The sequence below is a fragment of the Rudanella paleaurantiibacter genome, assembly GCF_009184635.1.
Classification (GTDB): Bacteria; Bacteroidota; Bacteroidia; order Cytophagales; family Spirosomataceae; genus Rudanella; species Rudanella paleaurantiibacter.
Window position 1 is genome coordinate 1 of the sequence record NZ_WELI01000012.1, and the last position, 25,214, is coordinate 25,214.

General features: G+C 55.2%; 20 protein-coding genes and 1 pseudogene. 11 read left to right on the top strand and 10 right to left on the bottom strand.

The annotated features are described in order from the left end of the window. Positions 1 to 111: pseudogene (locus tag F5984_RS26805) on the top strand (IS5-like element ISMra2 family transposase); the annotation flags it as partial. A 133-nt stretch (positions 112 to 244) separates the two neighbouring features. On the opposite strand, the gene F5984_RS22495 reads toward F5984_RS26805, so the two are convergent. Further along, the gene (locus F5984_RS22495) at positions 245 to 1,009 is read right to left on the bottom strand and encodes a M48 family metallopeptidase (protein WP_152126475.1); all 765 of its coding nucleotides are present in this window, start codon (positions 1,007 to 1,009) and stop codon (positions 245 to 247) included. 253 nt (positions 1,010 to 1,262) lie between these two features. Between F5984_RS22495 and F5984_RS22500 the strand changes: the two genes are divergently transcribed. Then, on the top strand, positions 1,263 to 1,583 hold the full coding sequence (locus tag F5984_RS22500; RefSeq protein WP_152126476.1) for a heavy metal-binding domain-containing protein: 321 nt from the start codon (positions 1,263 to 1,265) through the stop codon (positions 1,581 to 1,583). A 191-nt stretch (positions 1,584 to 1,774) separates the two neighbouring features. Further along, positions 1,775 to 3,016, top strand: a complete 1,242-nt coding sequence (locus F5984_RS22505) for an ABC transporter permease (protein ID WP_152126477.1) — start codon at positions 1,775 to 1,777, stop codon at positions 3,014 to 3,016. A gap of 82 nt (positions 3,017 to 3,098) precedes the next feature. On the opposite strand, the gene F5984_RS22510 is transcribed toward F5984_RS22505, so the two are convergent. The 4 genes from F5984_RS22510 to F5984_RS22525 all read right to left on the bottom strand — a co-directional run bounded on the left by F5984_RS22510 (position 3,099) and on the right by F5984_RS22525 (position 9,522). Beyond that, positions 3,099 to 3,413 carry a hypothetical protein gene (locus tag F5984_RS22510; protein WP_152126478.1) on the bottom strand — a complete coding sequence of 105 codons (315 nt, stop codon included), beginning with the start codon at positions 3,411 to 3,413 and terminating at the stop codon, positions 3,099 to 3,101. A gap of 161 nt (positions 3,414 to 3,574) precedes the next feature. Then, positions 3,575 to 4,315, bottom strand: coding sequence for a LytR/AlgR family response regulator transcription factor (locus tag F5984_RS22515; protein ID WP_185155620.1), 741 nt, complete (start codon positions 4,313 to 4,315; stop codon positions 3,575 to 3,577). Between the two features lie 114 nt (positions 4,316 to 4,429). After that, positions 4,430 to 7,303 (bottom strand): sensor histidine kinase, encoded by a 2,874-nt coding sequence (locus tag F5984_RS22520; protein WP_152126480.1) that lies wholly within the window; start codon positions 7,301 to 7,303, stop codon positions 4,430 to 4,432. A 14-nt stretch (positions 7,304 to 7,317) separates the two neighbouring features. Further along, positions 7,318 to 9,522, bottom strand: a complete 2,205-nt coding sequence (locus F5984_RS22525) for a peptidase domain-containing ABC transporter (protein ID WP_152126481.1) — start codon at positions 9,520 to 9,522, stop codon at positions 7,318 to 7,320. 164 nt (positions 9,523 to 9,686) lie between these two features. On the opposite strand from F5984_RS22525, the gene F5984_RS22530 reads away from it, so the two are divergent. The 3 genes from F5984_RS22530 to F5984_RS22540 are packed head-to-tail and all read left to right on the top strand — an operon-like array spanning position 9,687 to position 11,951. After that, the gene (locus F5984_RS22530; RefSeq protein ID WP_185155621.1) at positions 9,687 to 9,899 is read left to right on the top strand and encodes a microviridin/marinostatin family tricyclic proteinase inhibitor; all 213 of its coding nucleotides are present in this window, start codon (positions 9,687 to 9,689) and stop codon (positions 9,897 to 9,899) included. 51 nt (positions 9,900 to 9,950) lie between these two features. After that, positions 9,951 to 10,907 carry an MvdC/MvdD family ATP grasp protein gene (locus tag F5984_RS22535; RefSeq protein ID WP_152126483.1) on the top strand — a complete coding sequence of 319 codons (957 nt, stop codon included), beginning with the start codon at positions 9,951 to 9,953 and terminating at the stop codon, positions 10,905 to 10,907. 3 nt (positions 10,908 to 10,910) lie between these two features. Continuing rightward, positions 10,911 to 11,951 (top strand): ATP-grasp domain-containing protein, encoded by a 1,041-nt coding sequence (locus F5984_RS22540; RefSeq protein ID WP_152126484.1) that lies wholly within the window; start codon positions 10,911 to 10,913, stop codon positions 11,949 to 11,951. Here F5984_RS22540 and F5984_RS22545 read toward each other — a convergent pair. After that, the gene (locus F5984_RS22545) at positions 11,926 to 12,891 is read right to left on the bottom strand and encodes a 2-hydroxyacid dehydrogenase (protein ID WP_152126485.1); all 966 of its coding nucleotides are present in this window, start codon (positions 12,889 to 12,891) and stop codon (positions 11,926 to 11,928) included. The genes F5984_RS22540 and F5984_RS22545 overlap by 26 nt on opposite strands. Positions 12,892 to 13,085: 194 nt before the next feature. On the opposite strand from F5984_RS22545, the gene pdxA reads away from it, so the two are divergent. The 4 genes from pdxA (at position 13,086) to F5984_RS22565 (ending at position 17,699) form a co-directional block, all read left to right on the top strand. Continuing rightward, positions 13,086 to 15,092 carry a 4-hydroxythreonine-4-phosphate dehydrogenase PdxA gene (pdxA, locus tag F5984_RS26985; RefSeq protein WP_152126486.1) on the top strand — a complete coding sequence of 669 codons (2,007 nt, stop codon included), beginning with the start codon at positions 13,086 to 13,088 and terminating at the stop codon, positions 15,090 to 15,092. Between the two features lie 120 nt (positions 15,093 to 15,212). After that, positions 15,213 to 16,100 (top strand): YicC/YloC family endoribonuclease, encoded by an 888-nt coding sequence (locus F5984_RS22555; protein ID WP_152126487.1) that lies wholly within the window; start codon positions 15,213 to 15,215, stop codon positions 16,098 to 16,100. A gap of 86 nt (positions 16,101 to 16,186) precedes the next feature. After that, entirely contained in the window at positions 16,187 to 17,119 is a 933-nt protein-coding gene (locus F5984_RS22560; protein WP_152126488.1) for a homoserine kinase, read from the top strand. 85 nt (positions 17,120 to 17,204) lie between these two features. Then, positions 17,205 to 17,699 carry a hypothetical protein gene (locus tag F5984_RS22565; RefSeq protein WP_152126489.1) on the top strand — a complete coding sequence of 165 codons (495 nt, stop codon included), beginning with the start codon at positions 17,205 to 17,207 and terminating at the stop codon, positions 17,697 to 17,699. A 9-nt stretch (positions 17,700 to 17,708) separates the two neighbouring features. Here F5984_RS22565 and F5984_RS22570 read toward each other — a convergent pair whose 3' ends face one another. The 4 genes from F5984_RS22570 to F5984_RS22585 all read right to left on the bottom strand — a co-directional run bounded on the left by F5984_RS22570 (position 17,709) and on the right by F5984_RS22585 (position 21,850). After that, positions 17,709 to 19,352 (bottom strand): sensor histidine kinase, encoded by a 1,644-nt coding sequence (locus tag F5984_RS22570; protein WP_152126490.1) that lies wholly within the window; start codon positions 19,350 to 19,352, stop codon positions 17,709 to 17,711. Then, positions 19,297 to 20,136 carry an alpha/beta fold hydrolase gene (locus tag F5984_RS22575; RefSeq protein WP_246169284.1) on the bottom strand — a complete coding sequence of 280 codons (840 nt, stop codon included), beginning with the start codon at positions 20,134 to 20,136 and terminating at the stop codon, positions 19,297 to 19,299. Before F5984_RS22575 ends, F5984_RS22570 begins: the two co-directional genes overlap by 56 nt. Positions 20,137 to 20,333: 197 nt before the next feature. Continuing rightward, positions 20,334 to 21,269 carry a serine hydrolase gene (locus F5984_RS22580; protein WP_246169287.1) on the bottom strand — a complete coding sequence of 312 codons (936 nt, stop codon included), beginning with the start codon at positions 21,267 to 21,269 and terminating at the stop codon, positions 20,334 to 20,336. Further along, entirely contained in the window at positions 21,218 to 21,850 is a 633-nt protein-coding gene (locus tag F5984_RS22585) for a ribonuclease H1 domain-containing protein (protein WP_152126492.1), read from the bottom strand. The genes F5984_RS22580 and F5984_RS22585 overlap by 52 nt, the downstream gene beginning before the upstream one ends. A 230-nt stretch (positions 21,851 to 22,080) precedes the next feature. Between F5984_RS22585 and F5984_RS22590 the strand changes: the two genes are divergently transcribed. Then, positions 22,081 to 25,134: a PAS domain-containing sensor histidine kinase gene (locus F5984_RS22590; RefSeq protein ID WP_152126493.1), complete on the top strand. Its 3,054-nt coding sequence runs from the start codon at positions 22,081 to 22,083 to the stop codon at positions 25,132 to 25,134. The last annotated feature ends 80 nt before the right edge of the window (positions 25,135 to 25,214 follow it).

The window sequence follows — 25,214 nt, forward strand, 5'->3', positions numbered from 1 at the left end:
TATTTTAACCGCTTGAAACAGTATCGCCGGGTAGCAACTCGCTACGAAAAAACAGCCAGCAGCTTCTTGGCGATGGTTCATCTGGCTTCAAGTATGATTTTGTTGCTCTGATTGTCCACACACTCTAAGATTGACCCTGCCCGCGTCATAGGGCTTAAAATTTGTTAGGTAGTGGGCCTTAGACAGATAAAAACCGGAGCCGCAAACCCAATGGTCGGCAGCTCCGGTTTTATAGTTCGGTGCGTTATCGTCTTACACCGTCACGGCGCGCCCGGTCCCGAATCCGTTGGGCTCGCTTCTGACTATCGGGGTGGCTCGATACGATCTCGGCGACGCGGCCGCCCCCACTGCCTCCGCTTAGCTTGGCCAGTTTCTCGAACGAAGAGGCCAACGCCAGTACGTTGTAGCCGTTCTTGCGCAGAAACGTGTAGCTATAATCGTCGGCTTCGGTTTCCTGCCGACGGCTAAACGATGCACTGTAAAGGCCATTGGCCAACGCCGTGGCCTGCGACCGCGACAGTGCCCCGATGGCCCCGCCCTGCGAAGCGCCCAGATTGATAAACGCCGACCGGCGCAGGGCGCTCTTCATGGCGTCGCGGGTGTCTTTGTTCACTACGTGGCCAATTTCGTGGCCCATAATGGCCAGCAGCTCGCTGTCGGACATGATATCCATGAGGCCCTGAAATACCCGCACGCTACCATCGGCCGTAGCAAAGGCGTTCACGTCTTTTACCTTGTACACTTTATAGTTGATCGGGATACCGCTCACGGTGCGGTGCCGACGGACAATCCGGTTCAGACGCTGCGTGTAGGGGTCGCTGGGACCCGCCACCGGATTCTGGGTATCCATTTGTTGAACAGCCTGCCGCGAGAGCTGGGCTACCTGCTGATCAGAGAGGGTTATGGAGGCTAAACCTTCCATAACGGCCTGCCCCACGCTCTGAGCGTAGGTGGCCATGGGTGTAGCTACTAATAGCCATCCCAACAAGATATAGGCTTTGTTTTTCATAACTCACGTTGTTAGGACAAAAACGCAACCTACTGCGTGGTTTACGTTTATCCTTTGACAAACAAACGGCCTAAAAGTTTACTCGTACGCTAAGTATTGCGTTTTAGGGTCGGCGTTGAACCTCGTTTTCGACCCTTACAGCCAGTCTGTAAACCGCTCATACAACCACACAGGCGGTTTTTTTGCAAAACGCGCAACGGGTCCGTTCTTTGCGCCGTTTCTTAACCGGGCCATCGACTCCAGTATACACTATATGATTATCACAACTACCCCAACCCTCGAAGGTAAACGGATTACCCGGTACATTGGGCTGGTCAACGGTGAGGCCATTATCGGGGCCAATCTGGTTAAAGACTTTTTTGCCAACATCAGCGATATCGTAGGCGGGCGCTCGGGAGCCTACGAGCAGGGGCTCCGTGAGGCCAAGAGTATCGCGATCAAAGACATGATGGATCAGGCCCATCGGCTGGGTGCCAACGCCATTGTGGGCGTTGATCTGGATTACCAGACCATCGGGGGCAACGGTTCCATGCTCATGGTAAGCGCCAATGGCACGGCCGTGATCATCGAATAGCAACCGATTATCCGCCACAGCGGGCGTTGGTGTAAAAGACCATTGAGTCATTGAGCGATTGAGCGATTGAGCGATTAACTTTACTCGTGGACTAAGTGTGTGAGCAGGTAGTTCTGTGATTAGAAAGCATTCGGGCTGGCTTGTCACTCAATCACTCAATCACTCAATCACTCAATCACTCAATCACTCAATTGAAATTTATCCGACAAATACTCGAAAGCTTTCGCTTTGCCTGGCAGGCGCTGCGGTCTAACCTGCTGCGTACCACGCTCTCGTTGCTGGGCGTAACCATCGGTATCTTCGCCATCATTGCGGTATTTACGATGGTCGACTCGCTCGAACGTAACGTGAAGGAGAGTCTGAACTTTCTGGGCGACCGCGTGGTGTACGTACAGAAGTGGCCGTTTGAGTTTGGGTCAGAGTACCGCTGGTGGAAGTATTTTCAGTGGCCAGAACCGACCTACAACGATTACCGGGCTCTGGCCGAACGGCTGGAGAATGCCGAGGCTATCTGCGCCATGGGGGGGCGGGGTAATGTGATCGTGAAAAACGGGAACAACAGTCTGCCCGTTCGGATCTCGGGTGTCACGATGGACTACAACCAGATTTCGGAGGTACCCATTGGCGAGGGCCGCTATTTTGCCCCGCAGGAGCAGGAGTCGGCGCGCAACGTAGTCATTATCGGCTCCGAAGTGGCCGAGACCCTCTTCCCGAATCAGTACGCCGTGGGTAAGATTATGAAGATCAACGGGCTGAACTTTCAGGTCATTGCCGTTCAGGAAAAGAAAGGCTCCGGCGTACTCGAAATTGGGGGCAACCCCGACCGGCGGTGTCTGATTCCGTACGGTACCTTCGCCAAGCTATTCCAGTCGATTCGGCCCAGCGTGACCATTGCCGTGAAAGGCTATCCAGAAGACGAAGGGTTACAAAATCTGGAAGGCGAAATTCGGGGGCTCATGCGGGCCCGCCGAAGCCTCAAACCCACACAGGACGACAATTTTGCCATTAACCGGCCCGAAGCCATTGCCAAAGCTATTGGCGGAGTGTTTGCCGTACTCACCATTGCGGGTTGGGTAATCGGTAGCTTCTCCATTCTGGTAGGCGGGTTTGGTATTGCCAACATCATGTTTGTGTCGGTCAAAGAGCGGATCAACATTATCGGTATTCAGAAATCGCTGGGTGCTAAGAATTACTTTATCCTGTTCCAGTTTCTGTTCGAGTCGGTTATGCTCTCGCTGGTGGGGGGGCTAGTCGGGGTGTTTCTGGTATATCTGCTCTCGTTTATACCGTTGGGTAATCTCGATGTGGTGCTCACGGCGGGTAACATTGCCCTTGGTCTGGGTACGTCGAGCCTGATTGGGGTACTGGCGGGAATTTTACCGGCTATCTCAGCCGCCCGGCTCGATCCGGTAATTGCCATCCGGTCGAAGTAACCAAAAATAAGCCGTTGGGGGTTTGCCAAACACAAACGCGTGTTTGGCAAACCCCCAACGGCTTACGGTATACGTGATGTTGTTATTTCGAGTCGTCCAGCTTGCGTTCCGCCTTTTTCAGACCCCGCTCCGTCTTGTTCAGCGCCTTGTTGGTGCCCCGTTTTACGTCTTGCTTGGTGTTGGTAGCGGCCCGGTCGATGGCGTCGCCGGTTTTGCGGGCTTCGCGCTTTAGTTCGCGGCTTGCCTGACGGGTTTCGCGGTTTACCTTACGGCCGGCAGCTTTGGCGGTTTCACCAGCCTGATTGGCGGTTTCTTTGGCTTCCTGCTTTACTTCCTGAGCGGAGGCAAACGTAAGGGTCATCGCAGCCAGGGCGAGCGTCATCATTATCTTTTTCATGGTCGTTGAGTTGTTAGCGTTAACAACGTATAAACCCGTTCAGGGGGTTTTTGTTTGTACAACAGGCACCGGGCGGGGTGTGGCCAACTGAATACGAACAAACCGGTAACCCAGCCAAAACAGTAAGCCCCCCGCCAGAATCAGTCGAATGGTTTTCATAGTTAACAGCAGGCTTTTAGCACCGCCCCCACTTTGTCGGGCGAAACGCTGATCTGGGTCTGGTTATGCAGGGTGATATAGCCGCCGTCCTGACGGCTGTACGACGCTACGTACTGCGTATTGACCACATACGATTTGTGACAACGGACAAACCCGTCGAGGCCTTCGAGTAAGGTCTCGAGGTATTTTAGGCTCCGGCTGATGAGCAGTTTGTCGCCCGAACGCAGAAAAATGTCCGTGTAGGCTCCATCGCCCTTGGCGTACAGAATCTCGGCGCTGTCGACAAACCGAAACCCGCTTGTTTGGGGCAGGGCAATTCGTTTGGAGGTATGTGGACTCAGGTTGTGTTTAAGAGTAAACAGATTTTGCGCTTCCCGCACTTTTTTGAGCCGAAACCGCTCGATAGCCTCCCGCAGCAGGTCGATGTTGAGTGGTTTGAGCAGATAATCGATGGCCGAAAACCGAAATGCCTGAATAGCGTACTGACTGTAGGCCGTGGTGAAAATGACATAAAAGTCAATTTCGTCTTCGTTGAAAAAGTCCATCAGCTCCAGGCCGCTGTAGTGCGGCATCTCAATGTCGAGGAACACCAGGTCCGGTTTGAGTTTCTTGATGGCTTTCACCCCACTGGGAAGGTCGTCGCAATCGGCCAGAACGGTCAGGCCGGGGGCGCAGTCGGCGAGCATTGCTTTTAGCAATTGGCGAGCTTTCTGTTCATCGTCGATAATGAGGGCGGTTGGCATAACTGAGTCAAAATCAAATGTATACTGTATAGGGTAAAATGAATGGTGAAGAGGCTGATAATCAATGGGGGAATTGTTCATTATACCTCATTCATTGTCCATTCACGCAGGTGGTTACGTTAACACCGGAATATGCAGAATAACGGTTGTTCCGGCTGGTTTATGGAAAATGTCGTATTTGTCGATGATTCGGATACCAATGTGCGAATGGTCGCCATCGTTGAGCAATTCCAGCCGTTTTTGGTTGGCCTGAGTGGCAAAGGATTCGTGTCGGCGGGCGCGTTGCTGGTTTATTTCCGACGATTTCTGGCGGCCCACCCCGTCGTCATCAATGGTCACTTCCAGCCAGGGGCCTGTTTGCCGGAAATCGACCAGCAGGTTACGGTCGTGCTTCTTGTGCATCAGTCCGTGCTTAATGGCGTTTTCGATGTAGGGCTGAATCAGCATCGATGGAATACGGATATGGTCAGTGTCCAGCTCATTGGCCACCACCAGCTGGCAATGCAGCGAGTCTTCAAACCGCATTTGTTCCAGTTCCAGGTACAGCCGAATCGCCTTCAGCTCGTGAGCCAGCGCCACGGTTTCGTCGTTGCTCATATCCAGAATCATGCGCGTTAGTTCGCTGAACTTGACCAGGTAACTGGATGCCTGCTGCTTCTCGTTGAGGTATATGTACAACTGAATAGTATTCAGGGCATTGAAAATAAAGTGTGGATTCATTTGCGACTTGATAGCCGTCAGTCGGGATTTCTGCAATTCCTGTTGCAGAGCCGCTTTTTCGGCCTGCAAAGCCGACTCGCGTTTTTGCCGCGACAGGCGTCGCTGATTACTGCCGTACACCAGCCCCGCAATGGCCAGCATAAGAGCGCCCAGAAAGGGGTAACTGAGCCAGAACGGGCTCTGTACCAAAAACTTAACCGTCAGGGTCTGCGGGCTGCTGATTCCATCTTCATTTTCCACCCGAATCTCGACCACGTAGTCATCGGGGGCGAGGGAGGGCAGGCTGAGCATCCGCACGCCGGGATCGAGGGTAACCCAGGCCTGCCCGTTGATGCGGTAGTTGACCCGCACATCGCCCTGACTCCGAAACGACAGCACCGAGAAATGAATCTCAACGTTGTTTTGGTCGTAGGCAAAGCGGGGTTTCTTATCGAGTGAAAAGGCTTGCTTGTTGCACAAAAGGCCCGTCACAACTAGCCGGGGACGGTGGGTGTTGGTGGCAGGTAGGTTTCGCGGAAAACGCACCAGACCCGATAGCGTGGCTACGTACACCATGTGGTCCACAAAAGCCAGGTCTTTCAGGTCGGTATCGGGTAGGCCGTCGGTGCGGTCGTATGTGCGGATGGTGCGTGTACGCAGGTCGAAGCTCTGCACCGCTTTTTCTGTGAGCCACCATATCTGGTTTTTATACGCTTGAATGCGGTACACGGCATTGTCGGCCAAACCGTCTTTTTCGGTAAGGTGGAGCGTTTGCCGGGGGCCATCGAAGGCGTAGATACCATCGTTAGTGCTGGCGGCAAACACGAGCGGAGCCGGCCCATCGGTCAGAGTCAGGTCGGAGAGTGACAATGATTTGTTGTCGGCCTTGATTTCAGACCCTGGACTACCGCTCGGGTATTGCCAGAAACCTTGTGAGGTGGCGGCATACAGGGTTCGGGTTATTGGGTGAACCACCACGGCACGGTTGCGGGCGGTACTTAAATTAATTTCGTACGTGGCTTCGGGTTTATGACGCGACACCACACCCAGAAATCCCGTAGCGGCAATGGCCAGCCGGTTCTGGTCGAACGGGGCAATGTCTTTTACTGAGAGCATTTGCGCAAAATCGGTCTGGCCATTGTTCCACCGGCGAAACAGGTCTGAGCTGAAAAATAGCTGTCGGGCGGTGGTGTCGTAATGAAGTGAGATAACCTCGGTGTTGCTGGTGCCTTCGTAAAGCGGAGTAATAGCCGACGCCTGGAGGTCGAGCCGGGCCAACTCGCCGGTGGCGGTACCCAAATACATCTGACGTTTTTGGGGGAGTGCCTGCAACCGCGTAAACGGTCGCCCCGGTGCAATAACGTTGACCTGCATGGATGGAATGAGCAACAGGCCGCTGTTGATGGTGGCGAGCCAGAAATTGCCTTCGTTATCCAGCATCAGGCCCGTACAGTTTTTATCGGGCAACTGAACGGATAGCCTTTGGGGTAGGGGATTGTTCATGTCGAGCAGGTAAAAACCCGCCGAACAGAACAAGCCGAGGTACCGGTCGTTGATGACCCGAACGTTCTGGATGAGCCCTGTATGCCCCAGTTCAATCACCTGTCGCCCGCCGTCGGGGCGTTGTACCACCAGCCGCGACGCATCGGCCTTCGGAATCAGAAAGGTGTGTTTTCGTACCTTCACCACATAAAATGTAGCCAGGCCGGGTTCATTAGGGATGTAGGTAGGTGGCCCCTGCATGGGCACGCGCACCGCCCGCTGCTGACCACCGGCAAAGAGGTAAATAGCCTGTCCGTCGGAAAACGCGTAGGGCGAATAATGCACGTAGCTCAGCGGTAGAGAGTTGGTCAGGCGCAGCGTGCGGGTGTCCAGCACCCGTAACGAGTGAGGGCCGAAGTTGACGAGCGAAAAGCGGTTGAGCATAACGGCCGGGTAATACGAGCCCAGAGGTTCTACAACGGCGCAGTACCGGAGGCTATCGGCTTCGACGTAAAAAAACTGGCCCGAAAAGTTCTGACACCAAATCCGCCCGGCTCCGTCGAGCATGAGATTACTCAACCCCTTGTCGTTCTGGCTGTGGTTGCGGTAGGGCTGATACAGCACCCCGTCGTACCGGTACAAGCCTTTATCGGTCGCCAGCCAGATAAACCCCTGCTGATCCTGTATGAGATCATAGATTGTGTTGGAGGGTAGGCCACTCGCCTTGTCGAGCCGCTGGTAACTGACCTGCTGAGCCGCCAGCCGGTGACTACACCACAAAAGCAGGAGAATAAGCAGCGCGCGCATGAAGACCGAATGGATTAAACTACAAGATTAGGAACCGGCGTGTTCAACTCCAACTGATTGTGCACGAGCTGCCAGTACAGCTTCCGTTCGGCCAGAAGACGCTCGTGGGTACCCTGTTCGGCAATCTGCCCTGCCTGAAGCACCACAATCTGATGGGCCTGCCGAACTGTGCTAAGTCGGTGGGCTACCACCACTACCGTGCGGCCCTGCCCAAACTGACTCAGGTTTTCGATGATCTGCCGCTCGGTGGCGGTGTCGAGTGCGTTGGTGGCTTCATCAAAAAACAGGTAATCGGGATTTTTGTAAACGGCCCGGGCAATAAGAAGCCGTTGCCGCTGTCCCTGACTCAGACCCAGCCCATCCTTACCAACTCGGGTATGAATACCGAGGGGAAGCTCAGCCACAAACGAATCCAATGCGGCTGTTTGCAGTGCCTGCCACACCCGCGCGGGGTCGGGGGCCGAGTTGCCCAGAGCCACATTGGCAGCTATGGTATCGGAGAAAATATAGCCGGTTTGCCAAACTACTCCGCAACGCTGACGCCAAACGGTCGGGTTGGCATCGGCTAGCAAGTGATTTTCTCCAAGCCAGATTCGGCCGTGGGTCGGGTCGTGCGTGCCCAATAGTAGTTGCAGCAGGGTCGTTTTGCCGCTGCCGCTGGCTCCTACAATCGCTGTGGTTTTACCAACTGGAATGGTGAGGGAGAGATTTCGCAAGACGGCCTCTTCGGTGCCTGGATACGCAAACCATACGCGCTCCAGCCGCAGGGCTGTGGGTGAGCTAGGGAAGGTTATTTGGTGACCTACCCGCTCGTCGGGTTCATCGTGAAGTTCGCCGATGCGGGCGAGTGCGAGCTGGGTATCCTGGGCTTGTTGGACCAGAAAAACAGCCTGACTCAGCGGAGTAGCTAACTGCCCCACCACCACCTGCACCGCCAGCAGTACACCGAGCGAGGTGTTGCCCGCAATAACGCTGCTGGCTACAACGTAACTAATAAACAGGTTCGTGAGCATAAACAGAACACTAGCCCCGCCTGACTGCCCAATGGCGAGTTTCTGGGCCTGTAACCGGAGGTGGTAGCGTTGCTGTTGCACACTGAGCCAGGCCGTACGGACTTGTTCTTCGGCATGGGCCAGCTTCACGTCGGGGATGCCTTCAATCAGTTCGAGCGTGCGCGACTGGCTCTGGGCTGCTGTGCCAAACAGCTCCTGATCGAGCGCGGCCCGGTGGCGCATAAACCCGAATGTCCAGATAAGGTGCAGGGCTGTACCGCACACAAACAACCCGAAAGCCGCCGGGCTGTAGTGCAGAAGCAACCCCCCGTTAATCAGCACCGCCACCGCGAGTGTGATAAGCTGTACGCTAAACTGACTCAAAAACTGGTCGATGCGCTCGTGGTCGGCAATGCGCTGTGCAATGTCGCCGAAGCGTTTCTGGTCGAAAAAGGCCAGTGGCAATCGGAGTAGCTTGCGCAGGAACTCGTCCAGTATAGCAAAGCTCAGTCGGTTGCTGAGCTGGGTTAGGAGCCAGCTTTGCGTCCAGCTACCCACCAAAAGACCAGCTGTCAGCCCCAGTTGACTAACTAAAAACCAGTGCAGCACATCGGCCCGGCGAGGTTGCACGGCTTCGTCGACAATACGCTGCGAGAGGCCCGGTAACACCGCCTGAATAGCCGCCAATACACCCAGTACTGCCAATAACGATAGGAGTAGTCTGGGGTGTTGTAGCAAATACCGGCGGGCTTGCCAAAGCTGGTTGAGCGGGCGGGCGGGCTGAGGTGGACTGAGGGTATGAAATGTGTGCGTTGGCGACAGAAACAGGGCGGTGCCGGTGGGGTCTGGTTGTTCGTCGGTAGCCCATTGCGCACAGAAGTCGGCCGTTGAAACCCGTACCCGCCCCAGGGCGGGATCGGCTACGTGTACGTGGTTGAGCGTGAGGGCGTACACAACCACAAAATGTTGCCGCTGCGGCAAATGGACAATAGCAGGCAACGGGGCTTCCCGGAAAACCGACCACCGTAGTTGCATGGTACGGGTTTCGAACCCCAGTTTCTGAGCGGCAACGGTCAGGCTTCGTAATGAAGCTCCTCCCCGGTACTGACCAGCCAGTTGTCGAAGCCACGGGCGTGGCAGCGTTTGCCCGTAATGGCGGGCCACCATCCACAGGCAGGTAGGGCCGCAGTCGGCCGCGTCGTACTGGCGGGTAACCATAAAACGCATGGTTCTCAGGGGAGTTGATTTTTACGGCTGCAAGTTCGGCGTTCCGTTCGATATGAACCGGGGCGTTCACAAAACCAAACCCGTCTTTGGTAAAATGCCCTACTCAAACCCCTGCCCGGTCTCCTATGTTTGCCCTTGCTCGGCGGAGTAAACGGCCGGGATACATGCAACCAATCAAATTTCTGATTACCATGGAACAAACCACAAAAAAACCCTTTTTCGCCCGCTTCCTCGAAGGGCAGGACATTTCGGGTGAGCAATCTGTTGGTGCCGACCGCGGCCCTGGCAAACCCGCTCCACTTCCTTACCCGACGATGAAGTATCCATCGGATCTTGACGAGGTGACCTACCCTGAGATAGATGACATTTACAAGTAGTTGGGTGACTGGGTGTGCTCGCACGAGCATACCCAGTTCATGCTGTTTTCCATGATTCTTTGCCTAACCCATAGCCGCGACGAGTACACTATCGATCTGGTTCAACAAACGCTCAGGGTACGGGGCTTCCAGTCGGTCAGATTGAATACCGACCAGATAGCACACAGTCAGATAAGCGTCGATCTGACAACCCGATCAGCCCGGTGCGAAGGACCGGGTTTAGCCTTCGACACCCGCGACATAACGGCCGTTTGGTACCGGAAACTCTGGGCCATCACGCCCCCGACCGACTTGCCCGAGGCCTATCGGCGAGCTACCCTGCAGGCGTTTAGCCGGGTGCAGATGGCACTGTTTGGGTGTTTGCCGGGGCGGTTATGGATGAATGACTTTACGGCCGACACTACCGTGCAAAACAACAAGATGGGCCAGCTGGAAGCGGCTCAGGAAGCGGGTCTGGCGATCCCTAAAACCCTTTTTAGTAACGATCCGACCCAGATTCGGGCTTTTTTTGAGCGATGCCGGGGCGAGGTAGTGGCCAAATTGTACGATACCCTGACCTATGGCATGTCTGGTAGCGGGCCAGTGTTTCCAACTACCCCTCTCTCAGCGAACGACCTTACCGACGATACAGCCCTGATGGCTTGCCCTATGATTTTTCAGGAACGAGTTCAGGCTCAAACCGAACTCCGGGTGGCGTATGTCGATGGGCAATGCTTTACCGGAAGCATCGACACCCGTGGCTCGCTCAGCAGCCCAACCGACTGGCGCTATGCCGCAGATGTGTCAACAGGTTGGAAATCCTACACCTTGCCCGATACCGTTCGGGCGCAGCTGACAGCCCTCATGCGTCGGTTGGGGTTACTGTTTGGGGCTATCGACCTGATGGTGCAACCCGACGGTACACCTGTTTTTCTGGAAGTGAACCCACAAGGCGAGTGGGGCATGCTACAGCGCGATCTCCACCTTCCGATTGCGCAGGCGATTGCCCACCGACTATCTTACCAATAATACATGAAAACCGTACTTATCATTACCCGTTCGTTCGATCTGCAAGCTACTACACCTATGGTTGTAAAAGCTATTGAAGACTTCGGTGGGCGGGCTATCGTATTTCCCGTCGACCGGTATCCGTTCGAGTATCAGCTGACCTACCTCGACACCGATGCGGGTATTGAAATCTGGCTCGACACGCCCGGTGGACGAGAGGCTATCCATACCTGCGATTCGCTCTGGTTCCGGCGGTTCGAGCTGAATAAAAAAGCGTTTGTTGAGCAGTACGGTGCCAAACTTCTGCCTGCGTTTGAGGCTCAGGTGGAGGCAACGCTCAAGGGGTTAATCGAAGGTTTCGACGGGTTTGTACTCGGCCGCCCGAGCGTACACCGCCGACTGGCAAGCCGCGAAGAACAAATGCGGGTGGCTCGCCGGGCTGGTTTGCTCGTTCCAAACACCTGCGTGACCAATTCGCCAGCCGAGGCTCGGCGGTTTGTGCAGGCGCAACAGCCAGCCGATGTGATTGTGAAGTCGCAGGCGAGTTACGCGATTCAGGACGACGGGCAAACGATGGTAATGTTTACCAACCGTCTGACAACCGACGACATGGACGCGCTCGACGACCTACAGGCTACCCCTCTGATGTTTCAGCAGGCTATTGAAAAAGAAATCGAACTGCGCATTACCGTTGCCGGGCACCGGATCTGGGCGTTTTCGATTAATTCGCAGGCTTCGGAAATCTCCCAAAACGACTGGCGCAAGAATGGAGTTGCGACCGTGAGTGACTGGAAACCCTACGACCTACCTCAGAGCGTAGCGCAAAGCCTACACACATTCATGGACCTCTACGGCCTCAACTATGGCGCTATCGACATGATTGTGACGCCCCAGGGCGACCATTATTTTATTGAAATCAATTCGGCGGGGGAGTTTATGTGGCTCGATTGCTTACAGAACTTTCAAATTTCTGAACATCTGGCGGGTATGCTCCTCGGCTTGCAACCCCGGCGCGAACAGGGCCTCGACCGTCAGTTGGTCATGCCCGAGACAATGGCGTATTAATCCCCGCCTGCACAAACTGATCGACCAGTACGCGGTTGATACGCACGTAGCTTTCGTGTGTCCAGCCCGCTATGTGCGGGGTCAGAATCACCCGGTCCGACCCGCGCAGGTAATCGAATGTTGTCTGCTGATCGGGGGTGAGTTTACCTAACTTCTCGTTTTCAAGCACGTCGAGGGCGGCTCCGCGCACCTTACCCGACTCCAACCCCCGTACCACGGCCGCCAGCTCGACAATTTCGCCCCGGGCTACGTTCATTAAATAAAATGGTTTGGCCATTCGCTCAATCCAGTCGTCGTTAATCAGCATTCGGGTTTCGCCCGTGAGCGGAATATGCAGGCTCAGTACATCGGCCTGAGCCACTATTGTTTCGACTGACGCTTCGGTGGCGTAGGCGTCGGAATAATCGGTGCGGTACTTATCGTAACACAGCACCCGGCACCCGAAACCACTCAGTCGGCGGGCAGTGGCCTGTCCGTTGTTGCCATAGCCAATCAGCCCCACTGTCAGCGAGCCCAGTTCGTAACCCCGGTTTCCTTCGCGGTCCCAGACTCCCTGCCGGACCTCCGCATCGGCCCGTACCAGGTTGGTCACCAAGGCCAGTAACATGCCTACAGCCTGTTCGCCTACGGCGTCGCGGTTGCCGGTTCCGGCATGAAACACAGCAATGCCCCGTTGTGCTACGGCATCCAGATCGAGCAGGTCGAGGCCAGCCCCGGCGCGGCCAATAAACCGTAGGTTAGGGGCTTGTTGAAGCATTGCCTCATCGACAGTGGTTTTACTGCGGATAATGAGCCCATCGAAGGGGGCCAGTTGGTCGAGCAGTTGGGCGCGGCTGATGGTGGGTTGGTAATCAAATCGGAAACCGGCTTCGGTGAGCATCGGGAACAGCGACGGGTGCATTTCGTCGGCAATCAGAATCGAGGGCTGGGTCTCAGACATCCGTAGATTATCGTAACTTGCAGGAAAATTAATGGACACTGCCTAATGAACAATGAATGAAGCGCAACGTTCGCCCGGAAGAGCCCCGTTGCAAAAAATTCAGGGTTCATTGAGCCTGGAGCGTATAAGAAGCACGGCCCATGCCCCCTCTGTGCACTGGAAACCGGCCCGCCCGCTCTTAACTGATTCCAACTATGGAAGAGCGTCAGCCTGAAAAGCGCAACGATAGACATAACGACCGCCGGAACCGAAACCGCCACCGTAACCGGGGCAACCGGTCGGGTGGGCCGCGAGAAGACCGCACCCCATCGACTAAGCCCGAAGAAATTATGGCGTATGTAGACGACGAGCCTGAGGATAACACCACCGGGCCCGTTAACCGTACGCCAGCCGGAGAAACCGAAACCACCCCGGCTCCCCGTCCTGAAAATCCCCGCCCCGAGCGCCCCAACAATCGGCAGGAGGGCAACCGCAATCAGCGGCAGAACGACCGCCAGGATGCAGGCCGCTCCGAAGGAAATCGCTCGGAAGGCGGCCGTCAGGAAAGCAATCGCCAGGATAATCGCCAGGATACAGGCCGCTCTGAAGGCAACCGCTCCGAAGGTGGTCGATCTGACGCGGGCCGCCCTGACGCGGGCCGACAAAATGGTGGAGGCCGCGACAACGAAAACCGTGCTGAAGGTGGCCGTCAGGAGGGCCGCCAGCAGCAGCAACAACCTAATGGCCGCGACCGGGATCGGAACCGCGATCGGGATCGAAATCGTGACCGGGATCGGGAGCAGCGCGAGCCTGAGCGGGAGCGCCCCTCGCGGGAAGAACCCCTCATTCAGGAGTGGACCCGTGAAGACGAGCTCCGCCCCAGCGATCTGCGTCCGGGCGAATCGCGCCTTGGCGAGCGTAAAATCAGTGACCTGGCTGGGCGCGGGGCCGATGTGGCACCCGAAGACCGACTGGTGGTGGGTATCTCTCTCGGCGACTACAACGGCATTGGCCCGGAAGTAATCCTGAAGGCGCTGAAATACAATCAGATGCAGCGTCTGTGTACGGTGGTGATTTACGGCTCTATGCGGGTGCTGAACCGGTACCGCAACCTGCTGAACCTGAAAGACTGGAACCTCAACGGGATTCAGCATGTAGGGCAGGCAAGCCATAAAATGACCAACGTTATTACGTGCTGGAACGACAGTGGTCGGCCAAACCCGGCTCCGCAAGCTGGCCCGGCTCCCGAAGCACCTGCCAGTGAGCAGCCCGTTTCGGTTACCAATGAGCAGGCCGCCGTAGCCGAGAATGCAACGCCCGGTGGAGAGACCTCTACAGAAGGCGTAACGGCCGACGTGGCAACGGCCGATGTGGTAACGGTGGTACAGGTCGAAGCTGCACCCGCACCTACCCCGGTACCCTCCGGGGCTCCGGCTGTGTACGAAATTCAGCCCGGTAAGGTGACGCCCGAAGCCGGACAGGCGGCTTTTGCCTGTTTGCAGCGGGCTGTCGACGACCTGAAAGCGGGTAAGCTCGATGCCCTCGTTACCGGGCCGATCAACAAGCACAACATGCAGTCGGAGGCTTTTAAATTCCCCGGCCATACCGAATATCTGGCCGAAGCCTTTGGCGTGCCCGACGATCTGATGTTTATGGTGGGCGAGTCGCTGCGGGTTGGTGTCGTTACGGGCCACGTGCCGCTCGGACGAGTACGCCAGAACGTGACTCGTAATGCCATCAGCCAGAAACTGACCATGATGATGCAGTCGTTGCGGCAGGACTTTGGTATTGCCAAGCCGCGCATTGCGGTGCTGGGACTCAACCCACACGCGGGCGAAAACGGCCTGCTCGGGAATGAAGAAACCGAGACCATCAGCCCCGTGATTGAAGACTGGCGTAAAAAAGGGGAACTGGTGTATGGCCCGTTCCCGGCCGACGGGTTTTTCGGTACCCGCAGCTACCGCAAATACGACGCTGTGCTGGCCATGTACCACGATCAGGGTCTGATTCCGTTCAAGGCCATTGCGTTTGAAGAAGGGGTCAACTTTACGGCCGGGCTGCCTATTGTGCGCACCTCGCCCGATCACGGTACGGCCTACGATATTGCTGGTAAGAACATTGCCGACGAAACATCGATGATTCAGGCCATTTACCTGGCCTGCGACGTAGCCCGCCGACGCAAAGAATACAAAGAAACCGAAGCTAACGCGTTAAAAAAATAAGGTTTACAGTTGGCAGTTTTCTGTTTTCAGCGATTACCGCTGCGTGGTTGAGCCACCTAAAGTGGTGAACTAGTAAGGCAAAACTCTAAACTGTAAACTCTAAACTGCAAACTCTTTTTTATGCTCAAATCCATGACTGGCTTCGGCAATGCTACCGTCGAAAGCAATAATCTGACAGTAACCGCCGAAGTAAAAACCCTCAATTCTAAGTTTCTGGACATATTCTGTCGGTTACCCCGCCAGTTTTCGGACAAAGAAATTGAAATCCGAAACCAGCTGACGCAACAACTGGAACGGGGGAAAGTGGAGCTGTCGATCAACTACACCCGCACCGGCGAAGTTCGGTCGGGCATGGTAATCAACCGGACGCTGGTAGGGGCGTATGCGCAGGACATTCGGGAAACGGCCAACAGTATGCTCATGAGCGTACCCGATGCCGATGTACTGAAGCTGGCCCTGTCGCAACCCAATGCCTACACGGCCGAACTGCCCGACCCCGAAGCTGGAGCCAGCGATTGGCTGCTGGTGCAGCAGGCCATTAGTCAGGCCATCCAGAAGTGCGATGCGTTTCGGCGGCAGGAGGGAGCCTCGCTCGAAGGTAAGTTCAACGAATATATCGGGTCTATCACGGCCCGGCTGGCGGAGGTGGAGGAGCAGGATGGTCGCCGAATTCCGGCCGTCCGCGAACGCATGCGGGCCTCGGTGGTTGAGCTGTTGGGTAATGAAGAGTTCGACCGGAACCGCTTTGAGCAGGAACTGGTCTATTACGTCGAGAAATTCGACATTTCGGAAGAAAAAGTCCGGCTGAAAAACCACTTGCAGTACTTCATGGAAGTGCTGAACACCGAGGAGGCCAACGGCAAAAAATTAAACTTCATCGCACAGGAAATTGGTCGTGAAATCAACACCATTGGCTCTAAAGCCAATGATTCGGCCATTCAGCGGCTGGTCGTTCAGATGAAAGACGAGCTGGAAAAGATCAAAGAACAAACGATGAATATAATTTAGAAGGTAGGAGAGAGGAGTGAGAAACGAGAAGTGTTGAAGCCTTCTCCCTTTCCTGCCTTCTCCCTTTCCTCCTTTTTGCTTACAACGTGGAAAAAATCAGCGTTTTTGCCCCTGCAACGGTGGCCAATGTGGCCTGTGGTTTCGATATTTTCGGGTTTGCTGTGGACAGCCCCGGCGATGTGGTTGAACTAACCCGGCGCGATACGCCCGGTGTTCGCATTACCGATATTATTGGCGATGGGGGCCGGCTGCCTCGCGAAGCCGCCCGTAACACAGCCGGTATTTCAATCCAGCGTTTCCTGCAGCACATCGACCGCACCGACATAGGGGTGGATGTACTACTCACCAAGCAAATGCCGCTGGGGAGTGGGCTGGGCTCCAGCGCGGCCTCGGCCGTGGCGGGGGTGTTTGCCATCAACGAACTACTGGGCCGGCCGTTGCAGACTATCGAGCTGCTGCCATTTGCCATGGAAGGCGAACGGATTGCCTGCGGGTCGGCTCATGCCGACAACGTAGGGCCGTCGCTGCTGGGTGGGTTTGTGGTAGTGCGGAGTTATAGCCCGCTGGACGTTATCAAGCTCGATACCCCGGCGGGTATGTTTGCTACGCTCGTACACCCTGATATTGAGGTCAATACCAAAGACGCCCGGTTTATTCTGAAAAACGAAGTGTCGCTCAAAAACGCGATTACCCAGATGGGCAACGTAGCTGGGCTGGTGGCCGGTTTGCTCAAACCGGATTATGACCTGATTAGCCGGTCGATGGTCGACGTGATTATTGAGCCCGTACGGTCGATTCTGATTCCGCAGTTTGGCGAAGTCAAACAGGCCGCGCTCGACAGCGGTGCGCTGGGGTGCAGCATTTCGGGTTCGGGGCCGTCGATGTTTGCCCTGTGCCGCGATTTGGCCACGGCCGAGCGCGTAGGGCAGGCCATGCAGCAGGCGTTTCTGGCGGTAGGCATCACAAGCGAGGCCTACGTATCGGAAATCAACCGGCAGGGGCCCCGCGTAATTGGGTAGCCCGGTTGCGCAGAGAAACACCCACGCCCACACGATTGCTGCCCGTTTGGGCGTTTGGACACAAACACGGTTTTGTATTTTACGTATGATTCGCTTCTCCCGCTTCCTTTGGGTTATTCTCTTGTCAGTTGGTATCGTTGGCCTCGATAGTTGCCAGAAAGCCAAACCTGAACCCGAACTTACCTCCGCCACTATTCAGGGAAACTGGAAAATAGCCGGACTAAGTGTGGATCCGGCGTTTCAGGGTGTGACTGACCTGGCGGCTGCGCTGAAGTTTCTGGGCGAAACCTGTCTGGCCGATATTGTGGTGTCGTTTAAAACCGATGGTACAATCTCGTACGACCGCCCGGCTTCCTGCGCGTCGGCCCCCATCTCGCAGCAGGTGTTGCAGTTGTTGTTTGCCGGTGCCAAATACACCGAGACCGGTACGACCGTTACCCTGACCGATGCCACTAACACGCAGACAGTGGCTACCAAAACCACCCTGGGAGGTTCCATGCAGTTAAGAGCGCAACGTGACATTAATCCGGGTGGGGCCCCCGAAAAAACAACGTACATTATCACGCTTACGCGTCAGTAATCCAACCGTCTACGTGTGCCGCTCGGCCGACTCAGGCGTGGGCAACAGGCTGAACAGGTGCGCCGGGAAAACGATCTGGAAGGTTGTACCCTGACCTAATTCGCTTTCTACGGCGATTTGCGCGCCAATTTTTTCTGTGAGAGCTTTGACGATTGACAACCCCAAACCCGACGAGTTTTCGTTGTTGGTGGGCTGCGCCGTTAGCCGCTGGAATCGTTTAAAGAGCTTGGGGCGGTCTTCGGGCGAAATACCGGGCCCCTGATCCTGAATACTCACAATCAGGCTCTCATGGTGGGCGTATGCGTCGACCTGCACCTTTTTGCCAAAGTCTGAAAACTTCAACGCATTGCTGATGAGGTTGTCCAGCACGCGCACCAGCGATTCGGGGTCGGTGCGGAGCACTGGCGATGAGGAGGGGGTGTTCAGTGCCAGTTCGATGTTCTTCTGAATAGCCGCCCCCCGGAAACCGTCGACGACAATAGCCAGCAGATCATTCAGCTCTACCTCCATCAGTTGCACGTCCTCATCGCGGCTGATAAGCCGGTTGTAGTACACAATGCTCTCGATCAGGTTCATGCCCTTCGTAACGGTTTTCTGGCCGTACTGTACGTTTTCGAGTTGCTGCTCGTTCAGCTCGCCCGACATGGTAATGAAATTGAGCACAAAACTGAGCGTAGCCAGGGGCGATTTCAGGTCGTGCGCAATTACGCTGATAAGACTTTCGATTTCGCGGTTGGCGGCCTGCAACTGGTCGTTTTTCGACAGAAGTTCGTTTTGCTGGTCGGCTAGTTGGAGGTTCGAGCGGTATAGTTCCGAAACGTCGTTGAATAGCCAGATACGCCCATTAAAGTAGGGCGAACGAATCGGGCGCGACAACACGCTCAGGGCCCGGTCAGGAAAGGCCCATAGCCAGTTTGAGATTTCGGCGTTTGGGTTTTGGATCAGCTCACCCGCCCGGCGGTTTACCTCCTGCTGGTTAATGGCTTCACTGCGGAGCCGCATCATACCCTGCGAGACTTCGGCAGCCGAGGGGTACAGGTTGTCGGGGTCGAGCTGAAGTAAATCGAGGGCGGCCGGATTTACCCAGCTTGTATTGTCGTTTTCGTTGATGCGGACAATAGCCTGCGGCACGGTGGCAAACAGAAACCGGTACTGTTGTTCGAGGGCTATTCGCTGCAACGACAGGTAGTTGACCAGTACTTTGTCCGCAAATAACTGAAGCGAGGCTTCAAGCGGTATGCCATCGAGTGAACGGGTTGTACACCAGCCGATAACAATCCAGCCTTTGAGACTATAATTGTCGAGCCGGAGGCCCGCAATCTGTCCGAATTTACCCAACAATGGGCGTAACGGCCGCCGGGCCGTGAATTGGCTCTGAAAAAAGAACGGTTTTTCCTGGGTCAGGCTGCTCAGTTGGTCGGGATCGAACAGAATTGCCCCCGATGCTGTCGGGTATTCCAGTAACGAAGTCGCCATCGACTCGTCGCGTTCCTGAACAATACAGCAGCCGTCGGCCTGGAGGTAATCGACAATTACCTCGGCTAATGCTGGTAATAACCGTGGCCCAATCTCGTGGGAGGCTACTTCCTGAAAGCGGTTAAACAGGCTCCAATCCATCAACAGGAACGTGTTGGAGGAAGGGACGAATAGCATTCACAACCAGCTCGGGATGGCTTAAGTGTGGCAAATGTCCTTCTGTGGGTAAAACAATAAGCTGTGCGTTGGGCAAGCGTTGAGCAAAGTACTCCCCCACGGGCTTAGGAACGGCAGAGTCGTGCTCAGGCTGAATAACTAGCACCGGGTGTGGCACATTGGCCAATACGGCCCGATAATCTGACTCGAAAATAGTCCGGGCAATAGAAAGGCCCACATCGGGGCGCATGGCTGCCAGAGTTTGCGCAAACTGGTCAGCCACGTGGGGGTTATCCGGATTTCGGGCAATAAACGGCGCGAAGCCACTCACCCACCCGTAATAGTTGCCCTTCATCTGGGCAAACAAAGCATTGAGATCCTGTTCCGTGAACCCACCCGTATAGCCCTCATCGTTGAGGTATCGGGGCGACGACCCCATCAGTACCAGTCGGCTAAACCGTTCGGGTTCCTGAATGGCGGCCAGCATACCGGTAGTGCCACCTACTGAATGCCCAATCAGATCGACCTGGGTCAGGTTGAGTGCCTCGAGAATATCGAGGAGGTCGTCGGCAAATGCGTAGAGTGTTTTATAGCGTTCAGGCTTAAACTGAGCTACTGTGGTCTCATTGGCACCTACATAGTCGAACAGAACAATACGATGGGTATCGGCAAAGGCTGGCCAAACACCGCTCCAGGCAGACTGATCGGTGCCAAAACCATGTGCAAACACCAATGTACGATCAGCCGCTACGTTCCCTTTGATCTGGACATTGTTTCTAACCAGAACGTTGGTATTTAGTGCCATATGCCTGTAACTATGAATAAAAGAATATATCAGATAAAGCCTATGGATATAGGACCTAAACAGATTTACGTTATAAATGTAATAGAATTAAATTCAGATTAGAAATTCATTTGTGCAAACAAAGGCGTAAAGTGGCAATATTCTCAAAATAATGTCATTTATAGTCAAAAATAACTATATTAAATGAGTACTTATAACTAATTATTGTGAATTGTTGAATAGGCTAATCGAGCTATTTGGGCAATAATGGCTTCGCCAGCGGCTTCGGAGTCTGCCCCCTCGACTAAAACTGATAGCACAAACGGGCGAGGTCCATAAACGATACCCATATCGGCCCTAACGTAGGATAATGTGCCTGTTTTGTGGGCCACCACTAATGGCCGGCCACCCGGTTGACGAGGCAGCCGACTGGGTATAGTGAGCGTGTCTTCGTTGGCTTTCAGAAAATCGAGCATTTGCTCACACAAAGCGGGAGTCGCCACCCGATGCCGGTAAATCTGGATGAGCAGATGGTTCATCTCGCGGGCTGTAACCACATTCTCGCGGCCTTGCCTGGCTGCAAGGGTATCCATCATGACCCGGTTAAGTCCGGTTTGGGGCAGGCCGAGGGCGCGCATACGAGCGTTGATCGCTTCGGGGCTCAGGTCGCCAATCAGAATATTGGTGGCGGTATTATCACTGCTGGTAATCATCAGCCGCACCAGGTCGCGGTAGCTGATTCGGCTCCGGTTGGGGTAGTCTTTCAACACGCCCGACCCGCCTACTTTTTCCGAATCGAGCAGAATGTGTATCTCGTCGAGATTGATGCGGCCCTCAATTTCGGCTACCATCGCTTCAACCATAATCGGTACTTTGATCAGGCTGGCTGCGGGCACCCGCTCGTCGGCCCGGTGGTACAGGCGCACGCTGCTATCGGCGAGGGTTTCAAGCGCCACACTCACCCGCACCGAAGCGGGTAGGCTCTGGATGTATTGGGTGAGCGAATCAGACACGGACGAAGTAGGTAACAAGGGGGCCGCAGACCCGTGGCCGACTGCCACAAGCGGAGTCAGTGCATACAGCAGATACCCCGTCCACCGGCTTATTTGCGGCCAAAATCGGCGGGGTTTTCGCCCCAGTACTGCGTTTCCCATTTCAGAATCGGATTGGCAAAGACATGTGTTTTTAACCAGGTTTCGGCCCGGCGGATCAGCTCAAACAGAACGGCATTATGCGGAGTAGGATCGAGCTTGGTATTTGCTTTTTTCTTCTGAACCCAGCTGATGGCCGTGCGCGAGTCGGAGTAAACCGGAATGTTGCTGCCTTTCTGATGAAGCAGGGCCAACGCATGCACAATGGCCAGAAACTCACCGATGTTGTTGGTGCCGTTGGCGTAGGGGCCCATCAGAAACAGCCGTTGGCGGGTGGCCAGGTAAATGCCCTGATATTCCATGTCGCCGGTGGCGGTGTTCCAGGCCGCATCCACCACGAGGCTATCGGCGTTGGGCTCGCCCACAAACAGACGGTTCGGGGTCTTTTTGGCCGTACCGGGGCTTGCCCCAATGTGTTCGTGGGGTTTATCGCGAAAGGCTTTCAGGGCTTCGGCTTTGCTGTCAAACGATTTGTACAGCGCTTTATCGAAGCCGTGGGTTTGCGCCTTACACTCGTCCCACGAATCGAAAACGCCGGTTTGTCGTCCGCGCCAGACAACATAAAATTTTGGTTTTTTGGCCATTGGCAAATGGTAAGCACCGATCGGTAGTGGTTACTCGTACCCGATTGGGAGTCGTCTTTCGGGACAAAAGTAGTGATTCGGGCGGGCAATCGCACCGGCTGACGGTTGATGCCGCATGATCATCGACGCTGACTAACGCTACCAGAAGTAACCTAATACCGGTAGCTTACCGTGTCCTTACCTGTTTTATCGTAATTTAGGGTTCCTTTACCGCCAGTTCTACTCAACCGATGACGCCTAACCTGCCCGCCCGTTTGCTGCTTACCCAATTTTTTGATGCCATCTCCGACGCTGCCGTGTACCTGGAAGCCGTTCGGGATGGCGGACACCAACTGCTCGATTTTCGGATAACGGCGGGTAATGAAAAGGGAGGTAAATTAATCGCAGAAGGCTTGTTTCAGGCCGAATGGGGGTCGCAACTGCTGGGCGACGAGCCGGTGCGGCAGGCTACGTTTCAGGCCTTATTTCGACAGCACGCGTCCCTTTTGCAAACGGGTGAGGTAGAAGAGTTCGATTTGCTGCATCCGGGCCTTCATCAGATTGTGCGGGTTACCCGAAGCCGCCTGGGCGACGGGGTGCTGGTATTGATCAAAGAGGTGGCGCAAACCGGCCCCGGCCAATCGCTCAGCCTCACCGATCTGCTCAGCGGTATTCTGGAGGCCTCGCTCAATGGTATAATCACCTACGAGGCCATGACAGATGAACAGGGCACCATCACCGATTTCCGGTTTGTGCGGCTCAACAACGCGGCCCGGCAGATGCTCAGTTTGTCGGAAAACGTGGTGGGGAAGCCCATGATCGAGCAGATTCCGGGCGTGAAAGAATCGGGACTGTTCGACAAGTTTGTGCGGGTGGTGGAAACCGGGCAGCCCATTCGGTTCGAGACGCCTTTTCCGGCGGGCGACCGGCTGTTTTGGTACGATATGGTGGTGGTGAAGCTGGGTAACGGCTTCGTGATTACATTCAACGACATTACGGAGGGTAAAGAAAGCGCCTTGCTCAACGAGCAACAGCGGCTACAGCTCGACAGTATCATGAACGCGTCGCTCAGTGGGGTGGCTGCGTTCGAGGCTATCCGTGAGGAGGGCGAGATTGTCGATTATACACTCGTGCGCTACAACTCCGAAGCCGCCCGCGTATTCGGCTTTACCCACGATATGTGTGGGCAGCGGCTGCTCCCAAACGTACCCGGCCTGGTTGAAGCGGGCCTGTTTGCGGTGTACCGTCGGGTTACCGAAACGGGCGTATCCGAGCGTTTACAGGTTCAGTTGCCGGTGCAGGGTGGCTGGTTTGATGTGGGGGTGGCTAAATTCGACGATGGGTTTGTCACGACGTTCAACGATATAAGCCAGATTCAACAGGCCAACACCGAGGTGGCGCGTCAGAAAAGCCTGCTCCAGAGCGTGCTCGATAATTCGCTCAACAACGTGTTTGTGTACGAAGCCATACGCGACGATGCCGGTGGGATTATCGATCTGCGGCTAAAGATGGCCAACGCGGCCGCTCAGCGCGATGTTCTGAATGCGTACGATACCGACCCGGTTGGTAAAACACTACTGGAGTTTTTGCCCACCTCACGAACAACCGGGCAGTTCAATGTGTATGCTCAGGTAATCGAAACAGGGCAACCTGTCCGAACCGAACATTATTACCCGGATGTACAAGTCTGGTACGAAACGGCGGTGGCCAAGCTGGACGATGGATGTGTGGTAACCGGCATCAATATCACCCAACGCAAGCAGGCAGCCCTTGAAAAAGATCGGCAGACTACCCTCCTCGACGGTGTTCTGAACGCATCGCAGGACGCTATTCTGGTATTTGAAGCCATTCGGGAGCCCGATGGCGCCATCTGTGATCTGCGCTACACCCATGTCAATTCAACCGCGCACGGAATGTTTGGCAGTCCGGCTTATAGCATCAACCAGACTACGTATCTGCAACGGTACCCCAATGCCCGCACGAACCTTTTTAGTCAATACTGCCGGGTCATCGAAACCGGTGAGCCTTTCCATCAGGAGGTTCGTCATCAGACCGATCAGGTTGACAGATGGTTCGATGTTACGGCCGTTAAACTGAGCGATGGGGTAGTGGTATCAGTGCGGGATATCAGCAGCCGTAAACAGGCGGAACTTCGGATTGAAGAAGCCGCAGCGGAGCTACAAACCGTGATTGATACGTCGCAAACGGGTATTTTCCTGTTTAGCCCCGTGCGCAACGATGCGGATGAGCTGATCGATTTCCGGTTCAGAATTGCCAATCGGCGTCTGGCGTCGTACATCGGACAGGAGCCAGACATTCTTATTGGGGGCCTCGGAAGTGAGTGGTTTCCTGGCTACCAGAAAAATGGTTTGTTTGATGCCTATCAGCGTGTCTACGAAACCGGCCTTCAGGAGCGCTTTGATTTCCACTACGAGACCGATGGTATTGATGCCTGGTTTGACATTATGGCCACTAAAGCGGGCGACGATGTGCTCGTAACCTTTGCGGATTACACCCCGCTCAAGCAGTTGCAGCAGCAACTCGAAACTCTGGTGGGCGACTTGCAGCGCTCAAACCAGAATCTGGAGCAGTTTGCCTATGTGGCCAGTCACGATTTGCAGGAGCCGCTGCGGAAAATTGTTGGTTTCGGTGATATTGTTCAGGCTCAGTATGCCGATCAACTGGGCGAAAACGGAGCCGACCTGATTCGGCGGATGCAGTCGGCGGCCGCCCGAATGCAGGTACTTATCAAAGATGTGCTGACCTATTCGCGGCTGGCTACCAAACGCGAAACCACCGAACCCGTCGACCTGAATCTGCTGGTTGAGGGGGTGTTGGGCGACCTTGAACGAGCACTTGACGAGAAAAAAGCCACGGTGCACGTCGACCCACTCCCGACTCTTCACGGCGATGCCGCACAGTTGCGGCAGCTTTTCCAGAATCTGATTGCCAACGCGCTCAAATTCACCAAGGCAAATGGCATGCCGGTGGTGCGGATTACAGCCCATCAGGTGGTCGGGCGCGATACCGACGGTTTGGCCCCTGTAGCCGATGCCAACCGCCTGTATTACCTCATTGAGGTAAGCGATAACGGGATTGGTTTCGATACGCAGCACGCCGACCGGATATTTCAGGTATTTCAGCGATTACACAGCCGGTCGAGCTACGAGGGTACCGGTATCGGGCTGGCTATTGTGCAGAAGGTAATCGAGAATCATCACGGTTACGTCAGAGCTAAAGGGGTTACGGGCGAGGGGGCCACGTTTCAGGTGTTGTTTCCGGTGCCGGTAGTGGGCCGCCCTTAACAGCCGTGCAAATTTGTGTTTTGTGTGCTGGTAGTTAATTATCTGGTTGTTAGTACTTTGCTGGCCTGAAAGGCTTGCGC